Genomic DNA, 10888 nt, shown 5'->3' with positions numbered 1-10888 from the left:
CACCGGTCACGCGATGGTCCAGTCGTGGGCGGAGCGGAAGCGCGCCAGCGCGGCCTCCACCTCGTCCCGCGCCGGGCCGATCGCGCGGACGGTCCCCAGGTAGTCGCGGTTCGTGTGGGTGAGGGCGACCGGATCGCCCACGGCGCGCTGCGGGCGGTAGGCCAGCCGCACGGCCCCGTCGTCGAACTCCATGGGGCCGGGCGCGGCGCGCAGGACCCCGGTGCGGTCCGCGATGACGGCCTCCGCGACAGCGTGCCCCCGCGCAGATGGGACGCCGCGCTCCGTCGCCGACGGGACGTCCGCCCCCAGCGGCTCCCCGAGGTGGACGCCCAGGATCCGCTCGAACAGCGGGACGCCGAGCAGGTCCGCCAGCAGGAAGTCGCAGTGGTCGCCGATGAGCCGGTAGTTCACCTCGATGATGCGGGCGCGGCCCTCGTGGACGACGAACTCGGTGTGGCACGCCCCGAACCCGACGCCCAGCGCGTCGAGCTGCGCGAGGATCTGCGGCGTCTCCGGAGGCGGCGGCGCCCACTCCAGGCGCTCCTCCACGAAGAACGGCGGCGGCGACACCGTCGTCCGGTACGAGCCGAGGACGCGCAGCTCCCGGCCGTCCCCGAGCGTCTCCAGCGTGTGCAGCCGGCCCGGCAGGTACTCCTCGGCCACCAGCGGGTCGTCCCGGCGCGCCGCGACCTCGCCGCGCCGCGCCTCCAGCTCGCGGGCGTCGCGGACCAGGTAGACGTCCTCGCTGGCCACGCCCTCGCGCGGCTTCAGGACGAGCGGGTAGGGCGCGTCCGGCGGCACGTGGAAGGCGTCCTCGGAGAAGACCGGGTCCAGTGCGGCGAGATGGCGGCGCGTCAGCGCCTTGTTCTTCGCGCGCGTCGCGGCCCGCCAGTCCTTGCCGGGGAGCCCGAAGTACGCGGCGGCGAGCGCGGCGGGCGCCTGCAAGAAGTCGCTGTTGGAGAAGATTCCGGCGGGCTCGCCCTCGACCCGGTCGATGATGTGCCGGAAGTCGGAGACGTCGCACTCGACGACCCGGCCGGCGGCGTCCGCGTGGGCGGCGGGACGGTCGGTGAGCAGGACGACGTCCAGCCCGAGGCGCGCGGCGGCGGGCAGGAACCCGTGCGTCACCGAGTCGGTCGCCTTGCCGGCGACCACGTAGAGGGAGGCGGCCACGGTCGGCCTTTCCAGTGAGGCGGTGAGGTAAGCCTTGCCTAACTCGCAACCGTCACCATAGTGGCCGCGCCGGGGGCCGCGGGCAAGAACGATGGCATCGCGTGTCCCGCCGCGTCCGGCGATCCGGGAGGATGGCCGCATGGATCTCGTCGAGCGCTGGACCGCGCTGGCCGGCCCGCAGACCCGGCACATCGGGACCGAGCTGGACAAGCGGTACGGCGAGCCGCACCGCAGGTACCACACCCGCGAGCACCTCGCCGCCGTCCTCGACCTGGTGGACGAGCTCGCCGGCGACGCCGCCGACCCCGGGGCCGTCCGGCTCGCCGCCTGGTTCCACGACGCCGTCTACGACCCCGAGCGCGCCGACAACGAGGAGCGCAGCGCCCGCCTCGCCGCCCGCATGCTCGCCGACACCGACCTGCCCGCGGCGACGGTCGACGAGGTCGTCCGGCTCGTCGAGCTGACCGTCACCCACGCGCCCGAGCCCGGCGACCGCAACGGCCGGGTGCTCTGCGACGCCGACCTCGCGATCCTCGGCGCCGACCCCGACCGGTACGCCGCCTACGCCGCCGCCGTCCGCGAGGAGTACGGATTCGTCCCCGAGGACCTCTTCCGCGCCGGGCGCGCCGAAGTGCTCAACAGCCTCCTGGCCCTCCCCCACCTGTTCCACACGGCCACGGCCCGCGAACGCTACGAGCGGCAGGCGCGCCGCAACATCGAGACCGAGCTGATGCTCCTCAACACCTGACCGATCGGCGCCCGCCGGTCAGCGCCCGCCGATCAACCGCCCGACCAGCGGCTATCCGACGCCCGACCCCGCCGTGGGCCGCCGCCGGACCGCCTTCCTGCGCCGCAGCCCCGCACGGGTCAGACGCAAAAGCAGCTCCTGGCACCCCACCGCCTCCGCACCCTGCGAGACTGCGGCCTCGTACAGCTCGGACGGCACGTCGTAGTGGTCGCGGTCGAACGCCCGCACCGGCATGCCGAGCCCGGCGGCGAACGCGTGCAGCTCCTCGTACGACACGTCGCTCACCATGTGCGACCACACCCGCCCGCGCGCGGGCCACAAAGGCGGATCGATCAGGATCAAAGCTCCTCCTGGGGGCCGGGCGAAAGAATCCCTCGACTGCATGCCCCTTTGGCATGCGTACTGTCAGGCACTTTGACTTCCTCCCCCGAAGGGGGATTCCTGCGGCTCGCGCCGCTGGTGTTTCTGCTTCACGGCCGACTGCGGAAGGGAGGTCCCTTGCCGTCTTACATCAGCTCCACAGACATCGCCGGGGTTGTCCCCGGCTACGGCTCGACCAGCCGCAGGGATGTTCTTGGCCGCGTTGTGGTCCCGGTCGTGCCGGGTGCGGCAGCCCGGACACGTCCAGCGCCGGGTCGAAAGGCTCAGCTCCGCCAGCAGGTGCCCGCAGGCCGAGCAGGTCTTGGAGGAGGGGTACCAGCGGTCGATCACCACCAGAGTGCGCCCGGCCTGCCGGCACTTGTACTCCAGTTGGCGGCGGAACTCGCCCCAGCCGCAGTCGGAGATGGCGCGGGCGAGTTTGCGGTTGCGCACCATGCCGGAGACGTTCAGGTCTTCGATGACGATGGTGTCGGCCCGGCGGACGAGACCGGTAGTGGTGCGGTGCAGGAAGTCGGCGCGGGCGTTGCGGACCTTGCGGTGAGCGCGGGCGACCTTGGCCCCGGCCTTGCGGCGGTTGTTGCTGCCGGGTTGGCAGCGGGCCATGCGCCGCTGGTAGCGGGCGAGGTTGCGCTGTTTCTTGTCCAGATGCTTCGGGTTGGCGATGCGGTCTCCGTCGGAGGTCACCGCGAAGTCCTTGACCCCCAGATCGACGCCGATCTCGTGTTCGGCGGCCGGCAGGGAGGCGGGCTCGTCGGTATCGACGGCGAAGGTGACGTACCAGCGGCCGTCGCAGTCTCGGGAGATCACGACCATCGTCGGGTTCAGCGTCACCAGATCGACGTCGTCGAAGGACCAGACGAACGCCAGGTGCGCGGTGGTCTTGGCCATCCGCAGTTCGCCGTCGCGCATGCGGAACGCCGAGCGGGTGTAGTGCGCGGACTGGCGGGAGTTCCGGCTCTTGAAGCGTGGGTAGCGGGCACGTCCGGCGAAGAGGTTGGCGAACGCGGCATGCTGGTGGCGCAACGCCTGCTGCAGCGGCACTGAGGACACCTCGTTCAAGAACGCCAGATCCTCGGTCTTCTTCCACGCCGTCAGCGCCGCGTCGGTCTCCTTGTAGGAGACGCGTCGCCCTTCGGCGTGCCAGGCTCGGTGCCGTTCGGCGAGCGTCTTGTTCCACACTAGACGGACGCACCCGAACGTGCGGTTGAATACGGCCGCCTGCTCGGGGTCGGGGTAGGCGCGACACTTGTACGCTGTCCGCACACGCCTCAATTTACACGTCGGACTAGAGGCTGTAAGAAGTTCCGGATGTCGGCAGAACCCGCCGCCAGTGGGCCCCGGCTGCACCGGGCCGCCTCGGACGGAGCCCGAAATTCTTCCCGTCCAGAAGGCCGGGGCATCTTTTGGAGGACCAGGTGAACGAGCCAGTTCAGGAAATCGTCCAGTACATCGAGGCCGGCCGGGACCGGTTCATCGCCGACCTCAAGGAGTGGCTGGCGATACCGTCCGTGTCGGGGGACCCCGCCTACGCCACCGAGGTGCGGCGGTCCGCCGGCTGGCTCGCGGAGTACCTGCGCGGGCAGGGATTCCCCACCGTGGAGATCTGGGACACCCCCGGCCTCCCGGCCGTGTACGCCGAATGGCCCGCCGCCGACCCGTCCGCCCCGACCGTCCTGGTCTACGGGCACCACGACGTGCAGCCCGTCGAGCCGCTGGACGAGTGGGACACCGCGCCGTTCGAACCCGTCGAGAAGGACGGCCGGCTCATCGGCCGCGGCGCGTCCGACGACAAGGGCCAGGTGTTCTTCCACACCCTCGGCATCCGCGCCGCGCTCGCCGCGTCCGGCGCCGACGCCCCGCCCGTCACCGTCAAGCTGCTGGTCGAGGGCGAGGAGGAGTCCGGCTCCGTGCACTTCGCCGGGCTGCTGCGCGACCACCGCGACCGGCTCGGCTGCGACGCGATCGTCATCAGCGACACCACCATGTGGGCCGCGGACGTCCCGTCGATGTGCACCGGCATGCGCGGCCTCACCGAGGCCGAGGTCACCCTCCGCGGCCCGTCCTCGGACCTGCACTCCGGGTCGTTCGGCGGCGCCGTCCCGAACCCGCTGCACGCCATGGCGACGCTGATGGCCGCGCTGCACGACGCCGACGGCCGCGTCACCCTCCCCGGCTTCTACGACGACGTCGTCCCGCTGACCGACGAGGAGCGCGCGCTGTTCGCCAAGCTCCCGTTCGACGAGGCGGAATGGCTGCGCACCGCCGGCGGCAGCCGCGCCGCCTACGGCGAGAAGGGCTACACCACCCTGGAGCGCGTCTGGGCGCGCCCCACCGCCGAGATCAACGGCATGTGGGGCGGCCACACCGGCCCCGGCGGCAAGACGATCGTGCCCCGCGAGGCGCACGCCAAGATCTCCTTCCGGCTCGTCGCCGGCCAGGACCCCGCCAAGGTGCAGCAGGCGTTCCGGGACTGGGTCGCCGCCAACACCCCCTACGGCGTCGAGGCCGAGGTGCACATCCCCGGCGGCGGCGTCCGGCCGTGCTTCTCCCCGATCGACTCGCCCGGCGTCACCGCCGCCCGCCGCGCCATGGAGCGCGCCTTCGGCCGCGAGGTCCTGTTCACCCGCGAGGGCGGCAGCGGCCCCGAGGCCGACCTCGCCGACATCCTCGACGCGCCGCTGATCTTCGTCGCGGTCGGCCTCGACGACGACCGGATCCACGCGCCCAACGAGAAGGTCGAGGTCTCCCTGCTGCTCAAGGGCGCCGAGACCGCCGCCTACCTGTGGGAAGAACTCGCCGCCGCGCTCCGCTGAACCTGGAGGCGGCAACGGCGCAGACAGGCCCGACGGAGGAAGGAGCCCGATGACGGTGACCGAAGGACCGCTCGAGTGGCTGGCGCTCGCGCGCGGCACGCTCGACCGGGTCGCGCTGAAGCGGCGCGACGACGCGTGGCTCGCCGCCGCGTGGGCCGACCCGGCGACGCGGGTCCTGGTCGTCCAGGACGGGCGGACGCTCGTCACCCACCGGCCCGAGCCGGCGCTCGTGTTCGTCGCGCCCGCGCAGGCCCCGGACGGCGACCGGTGGCTGCTCGGCGTCGACGAGGCCGGCACCGCCTACTTCGGCGTGCCCGGCGAGCTGCCCGCCGTCGACGGCGCCGAGCCGGCCGGGCTGCGCCGCGTCGGCGCGCTGCTCCCCGACCGCGACTCCGGCCTGCTCACGCACGCCGTCGCGCTGGAGCACTGGCACCGCACCCACCGGTTCTGCCCCCGCTGCGGCGCGGAGACCCGCGTCACGGCCGCCGGGCACGTCCGGGTCTGCCCCGAGGACGGCTCCCAGCACTTCCCCCGCGTCGACCCCGCCGTGATCATGCTGGTCACCGACGCCGACGACCGGATCCTGCTGGCCCGCGGCCCGCAGTGGCCCGCCGACCGCCGCTCGATCCTCGCCGGGTTCGTCGAGCCCGGCGAGTCCCTGGAGCAGGCCGTCGCGCGGGAGGTGGAGGAGGAGGTCGGCCTCGCCGTGCGGGACGTCCGCTACCTCGGCAGCCAGCCGTGGCCGCTGCCGCAGAGCCTGATGCTCGGCTTCACCGCCACCGCCGACGGCACCCTCCCGCTGCGCCCCGACCCCGAGGAGATCCTCGACGCCGGCTGGTACACCCGCGACGAGCTGCGCGCCGCGATCGAGGCGAAGGAGATCGTCGCCCCCGGCCCGCTCTCCATCGCCGCCCAGCTCATCATGCGCTGGTACGGCGGCGACCTCCCCGACATGCCGCTGTTCTAGGCGCTACAAGCTGCAGCTTGACTGCTGCTCCCTGTGCACGCAGGGGTGGTCCACAGACGGTCCCCACCGTCGTCCAGCCGGACGGATGCTCTCCGCGCACGCGGGGATGCGAAAGGCCCGCCGACCAGTTCGGTCGGCGGGCCTTTTCGATCGGCTCTAGCCCGCGAGTTCAGCCAGACGACGCTTGACTTCCTTCGCGCTCGGGTTGGTGGCGGCGGTGCCGTCGGGGAAGAGGACCGTCGGGACGGTTTGGTTGCCGCCGTTGACGCTCATCACGAACTCGGCGGCCTTCGGGTCGCGCTCGATGTCGATCTCGACCATCTCGATGCCGTCGCGGGCCAGCTGGCTCTTCAGCCGCCGGCAGAACCCGCACCAGGTCGTCGTGTACATGGTGAGCTGGCCGGTCGGGCCCTCGACCCGGTCGGTCGTCGGCGTCGCCATCGGTACGTCGTCTCCCTCGTTCGTTCGGACGATCTGTGCACTCGCCTCCCGAAGAACACTAGATACCCCTCCGGCATTCCGCGAGCGGCGGCGGGTCCGCCGCGGCGCGGCCGTCCGTCCACAATTCGTGTGGCGGGCGGATACCGTCGAGGCGGACTGGGAGTATGAGGTGCATGGTGGCTGAGTCGGTGCTGGAAGGGCTCGATCCCGAGCAGCGGGCGGTCGCGGAGGCGGTGCAGGGTCCGGTGTGCGTCCTCGCGGGCGCCGGGACGGGCAAGACCCGCGCCATCACGCACCGGATCGCGTACGCGACGCTGACCGGGGTGGTGACGCCGCAGCGGGTGCTCGCGGTGACGTTCACCACCCGCGCCGCGGGCGAGCTGCGCAGCCGGCTGCGGCAGCTCGGCGCGCCGGGGGTGCAGGCCCGCACGTTCCACGCGGCGGCGCTGCGCCAGCTCAGCTACTTCTGGCCGCGGGTCATCGGCGGCGACCCGCCCAAGATCATCGACTCGAAGATCGGGCTGGTCGCGGACGCGGCGCGCGCGTGCGGGCTGTCGCTCGGCCGCACCGAGCTGCGCGACGTCGCCGGCGAGATCGAGTGGGCGAAGGTCACGCAGAACCGCCCCGAGGACTACCCGGCCGCGGTCGTGCGGGCGGGGCGCAGGCCGTCCACCGAGGTGGTGGACGTGGCGCGCGTCTACGCGATGTACGAGCAGCTGCGGCGCGAGCGCAACCTGCTCGACTTCGAGGGGATGCTGGAGCTGACCGCGGCCGTCCTCACCGAGCACCGCGAGGTCGCCAACCAGGTTCGCGAGCAGTACCGGTACTTCGTCGTCGACGAGTTCCAGGACGTCAACCCGCTGCAGAAGATGCTGCTGGACACCTGGCTCGGCGGCCGGCACGACCTGTGCGTCGTCGGCGACCCGAACCAGACGATCTACTCCTTCACCGGTGCCAGCCCGTCCTACCTGCTCGGCTTCACCCGCGAGCACCCGGACGCGAAGGTCGTGAAGCTCGTCCGCGACTACCGGTCGACGCCGCAGGTGGTGCGGCTGGCGAACGGGGTGATCGGGCAGGCGAAGGGCGACCGGCACCGGCTGGAGCTGGTCGCGCAGCGCGAGACCGGCCCGGAGCCGGTGTTCAACGAGTACGACGACGAGGTCGCCGAGGCCGACGACACGGCGCGGCGGGCCCGCAAGCTGATCGACGAGGGCGTCCCGGCGCGCGAGATCGCGATCCTGTTCCGGATCAACGCGCAGTCCGAGACGTACGAGGCGGCGCTCGCGGCGGCCGGCGTCCCGTACGTGCTGCGCGGGGCGGAGCGGTTCTTCGAGCGGCCCGAGGTGCGGGAGGCGGTCGTCCGGCTGCGCGGCGCGGCCCGCGCGGGCGCCGACGCCGAGACCGACGGCACGGGCTTGATCATGACGGTCCGGCATGTGCTGTCCGGGGCGGGGTTCTCCGACCGGCCGCCGGAGGGCGCGGGGGCGGCGCGCGCGCGGTGGGAGTCCCTCGCCGCGCTGGCGCAGCTCGCCGAGGACATGGCCGCCGACGATCCGAAGGCGGGCCTGCCGGAGTTCGTCGCCGAGCTGGAGGAGCGCGCCGCGGCGCAGCACGCGCCGCCGCTGGAGGGCGTGACGCTCGCCTCGCTGCACGCCGCCAAGGGCCTGGAGTGGGACGCGGTGTTCCTCGTCGGCCTGGCGGAGGGCACGCTGCCGATCGTCTATGCCAAGACGCCGGAGCAGATCGAGGAGGAGCGCAGGCTGCTCTACGTCGGCATCACGCGCGCGCGCGTCCACCTGACGCTGTCGTGGGCGCTGGCGCGCTCGCCGGGCGGGTCGCAGATGCGCCGCGCTTCGCGGTTCCTCGACGGCCTGACCGGCAAGACCACCACGCACATGCCCGCCCGCGTCGACCGCACGAAGCGCCGCGTCACCAAGGGCCCGCAGCCGTGCCGGGTGTGCGGGCGGCCGCTGACCGCCGCCGTCGAGCGCAAGCTCGGCCGCTGCGAGGACTGCCCCTCCGAGCTGAACGAGGAGCTGTTCATCGCGCTGAAGGACTGGCGCGCCGAGGTGTCGGCGGAGCAGCGGATCCCGGCCTACGTGGTGTTCACGGACGCGACGCTCCAGGCGATCGCCGAGCACTGCCCGGAGTCGATGGAGGAGCTGGCCCGCATCCCGGGCGTCGGCAAGGTCAAGCTCGACCGCTACGGCGAGGCCGTCCTGAACCTCTGCGGCGTGTGACCCTCCCCACCTGCGGTTCGCCCCGCAGGGGGTGACCCGGGGGTGAGACACCGCTCACACGGGTGTATAGGGAAGACTGGCGGCCGTGAGCGATTCCCTGAAGGCACTGCTGGACCTGCTGGATCTCGAGCAGATCGAGAACGACATCTTCCGCGGCCGCAGCCCCGAGGAGCGCCGGCAGCGTGTCTTCGGCGGGCAGGTGGCGGGGCAGGCGCTGGTCGCCGCCGGACGCACCGTCCCGGTGAACCGGCCGGTGCACTCGCTGCACGCGTACTTCATCCGGCCCGGCGACCCGCTCGTCCCGATCGTCTACACCGTCGACCGGGTCCGCGACGGCCGGTCCTTCACGACCCGCCGCGTCAGCGCCATCCAGCACGGCAAGGCGATCTTCACGCTGTCGGCGTCGTTCCAGATCGTCGAGGACGGCCCGGCGCACCACGCGCCGATGCCGGACGCCCCGGACCCGGAGACGCTGCCGGACTCGCTGACCCGGCTGACCCCGCTGTTCGGGGAGGCGGGCGCGCGCGCCTTCGTCGACAGGCGGCCGTTCGACGTGCGGCACGCGACGCCGCTGACCTGGGAGGCGGCCAAGGACCCGGCGCTCGCCTCGCCGGAGTCGGTGGTGTGGCTGAAGGTCCTCGGGGACCTGCCCGACGACCCGCTGCTGCACGTCTGCCTGATGACCTACGCCTCCGACATGACGCTGCTCGACACCGTCCTGCTCAACCACGGGCTGGCCTGGGGCGACAAGCGGACGATGGGCGCCAGCCTGGACCACGCGATGTGGTTCCACCGGCCGTTCCGCGCCGACGACTGGCTGCTGTACTACCAGGACACCCCGTTCGCGGGGGGCGCGCGGGGGCTGGCCCGCGGCCAGGTGTTCACCCGTTCCGGGGAGCTGGTGGTGTCGGTGATGCAGGAGGGACTCGTCCGCGTGTCCGACTCCGGACGCGAGGGATGACGGGACGCGGCGCGTCCCGTGTGCGATGATCGTCTTGTAAGGCGCTCCCGGGAGTTTCGACGCCGCGCGAGCGGCGCCGGTTCCGGGGAACGAGGGTGAAGTCACCCACAAAACCGCAGGTCAAAAATACCTTGATTGCTTCGGCGGAGTCCCCGTACGCTCGTCGCGAGCAATCAACCGGCCGACCGGTGTGGATCTTGGATCCGCCGGCCCCGGCCCGAGGAGCCAGAGAGGTGGTGTGCAGTCCGGTGATCAACACGTCGATGAAATCGCTGTCGTCCTGGACCGCGGCATACCCCGGCGCCTCGAACGCGTATTCCGTCTCGTGTGTCCGGACCCCGCTCGGCGTGAAGCCCGGCGGACCGGCCCGTCTCGGCGTCGTCGCGTCGGCCGATGCGGCCGGCGAGCGGCTCCGCGTCGACGGCACCCGTCTGCGCGATCTACGTGATCTGCGCCTTGAGCAGCGAATCCAGGACGAGCAGGGGTGGAGTGTCTTCGCATTCGAAGGCATGACGTCCCAGGCTCCGGCCACGGCCCACATGGGCGCCACCCCGGCGGGTGGCGTGTCGGGTCCGTATCCCTGGAGGCGACCGGTCTAGCAAGACACCGGCGAGCCCCCAGGCCGCGGATCCGATACCGGATCCGCGGCCTTCTTCTTTGCCCGGACGACCCAACCGACACGCCCGTTGAGATCCAACGAGAGGAACCAGGGTGACTGTGATGCAGGGGGCTCTCGCCATCAGCGAGGAGGACCTCACTCTTCCGTGCCGGACCGACCCCGAGCTGTTCTTCGCCGAGGCGCCCGCCGACGTCGAGCTCGCCAAGGCGCTGTGCCTGGAGTGCCCGCTCCGCAAGGAGTGCCTCGCCGGTGCGCTTGAGCGCCAGGAGCCGTGGGGGGTCTGGGGCGGCGAGCTCTTCGTCCGCGGCGTGATCGTCGCGCGCAAGCGGCCCCGCGGCCGCCCGCGCAAGCACCCGCTCCCGGACGAAGCGGCCGTGTGAGGCACTGATGCCGACCGTGTCCGCCGTACCGACGATGTCCGCCGAACCGACGAGGTTCGGCCGTATCGAGCCCAGAGGCGCGGTCCCCGCGCGGGGACCGCGCCTCCGGGCGGCCGGGGAGAACGAGATGACGGTGCTCAGCCAGGACCTGTCACGGGAGCGCAT

General features: G+C 72.4%; 11 protein-coding genes. 7 read left to right on the top strand and 4 right to left on the bottom strand.

Annotated elements, in window-relative coordinates; all coding sequences use genetic code 11:
• Nucleotides 1-6: 6 nt before the first annotated feature.
• Entirely contained in the window at nt 7-1173 is a 1167-nt protein-coding gene (locus ABT299_RS38040) for an ATP-grasp domain-containing protein (RefSeq protein WP_500253688.1), read from the bottom strand.
• 139 nt (nt 1174-1312) lie between these two features.
• Between ABT299_RS38040 and ABT299_RS38035 the strand changes: the two genes are divergently transcribed.
• A complete protein-coding gene (locus ABT299_RS38035) occupies nt 1313-1921 on the top strand; it encodes an HD domain-containing protein (protein WP_190852726.1) in 609 nt (202 codons plus the stop codon).
• Nucleotides 1922-1972: 51 nt separating this feature from the next.
• Here ABT299_RS38035 and ABT299_RS38030 read toward each other — a convergent pair whose 3' ends face one another.
• Nucleotides 1973-2263 (bottom strand): DUF4031 domain-containing protein, encoded by a 291-nt coding sequence (locus tag ABT299_RS38030; protein WP_387026842.1) that lies wholly within the window; start codon nt 2261-2263, stop codon nt 1973-1975.
• A 63-nt stretch (nt 2264-2326) separates the two neighbouring features.
• Nucleotides 2327-3565, bottom strand: a complete 1239-nt coding sequence (locus ABT299_RS38025; protein ID WP_500253687.1) for an RNA-guided endonuclease InsQ/TnpB family protein — start codon at nt 3563-3565, stop codon at nt 2327-2329.
• A 152-nt stretch (nt 3566-3717) separates the two neighbouring features.
• Here ABT299_RS38025 and ABT299_RS38020 point away from each other — a divergent pair, with 152 nt between their 5' ends.
• Nucleotides 3718-5115 carry a dipeptidase gene (locus ABT299_RS38020; RefSeq protein WP_347256533.1) on the top strand — a complete coding sequence of 466 codons (1398 nt, stop codon included), beginning with the start codon at nt 3718-3720 and terminating at the stop codon, nt 5113-5115.
• 49 nt (nt 5116-5164) lie between these two features.
• Nucleotides 5165-6082: an NAD(+) diphosphatase gene (gene nudC / locus ABT299_RS38015; protein WP_190852718.1), complete on the top strand. Its 918-nt coding sequence runs from the start codon at nt 5165-5167 to the stop codon at nt 6080-6082.
• Between the two features lie 156 nt (nt 6083-6238).
• Here the strand turns inward: nudC and ABT299_RS38010 are convergent, their stop codons facing one another.
• Nucleotides 6239-6523 (bottom strand): mycoredoxin, encoded by a 285-nt coding sequence (locus ABT299_RS38010; RefSeq protein ID WP_433140456.1) that lies wholly within the window; start codon nt 6521-6523, stop codon nt 6239-6241.
• 173 nt (nt 6524-6696) lie between these two features.
• Between ABT299_RS38010 and ABT299_RS38005 the strand changes: the two genes are divergently transcribed.
• From ABT299_RS38005 to ABT299_RS37990, 4 genes are all read left to right on the top strand, one after another.
• The gene (locus ABT299_RS38005; protein ID WP_190852714.1) at nt 6697-8763 is read left to right on the top strand and encodes an ATP-dependent DNA helicase UvrD2; all 2067 of its coding nucleotides are present in this window, start codon (nt 6697-6699) and stop codon (nt 8761-8763) included.
• Nucleotides 8764-8848: 85 nt separating this feature from the next.
• The gene (tesB, locus tag ABT299_RS38000; RefSeq protein WP_190852711.1) at nt 8849-9724 is read left to right on the top strand and encodes an acyl-CoA thioesterase II; all 876 of its coding nucleotides are present in this window, start codon (nt 8849-8851) and stop codon (nt 9722-9724) included.
• 248 nt (nt 9725-9972) lie between these two features.
• Entirely contained in the window at nt 9973-10323 is a 351-nt protein-coding gene (locus ABT299_RS37995) for a hypothetical protein (protein WP_500253686.1), read from the top strand.
• A 121-nt stretch (nt 10324-10444) separates the two neighbouring features.
• Complete coding sequence (locus ABT299_RS37990; RefSeq protein ID WP_190852706.1) at nt 10445-10723, top strand: WhiB family transcriptional regulator; 279 nt, start codon at nt 10445-10447, stop codon at nt 10721-10723.
• Nucleotides 10724-10888 lie beyond the last annotated feature (165 nt).

Origin of the sequence: Spirillospora sp. NPDC000708 (assembly GCF_040299565.1) — a bacterium.
GTDB lineage: Bacteria > Actinomycetota > Actinomycetes > Streptosporangiales > Streptosporangiaceae > Spirillospora.
Note: the sequence above shows the minus strand (reverse complement) of the source record. Positions and strands in the feature narration are given on the sequence as shown.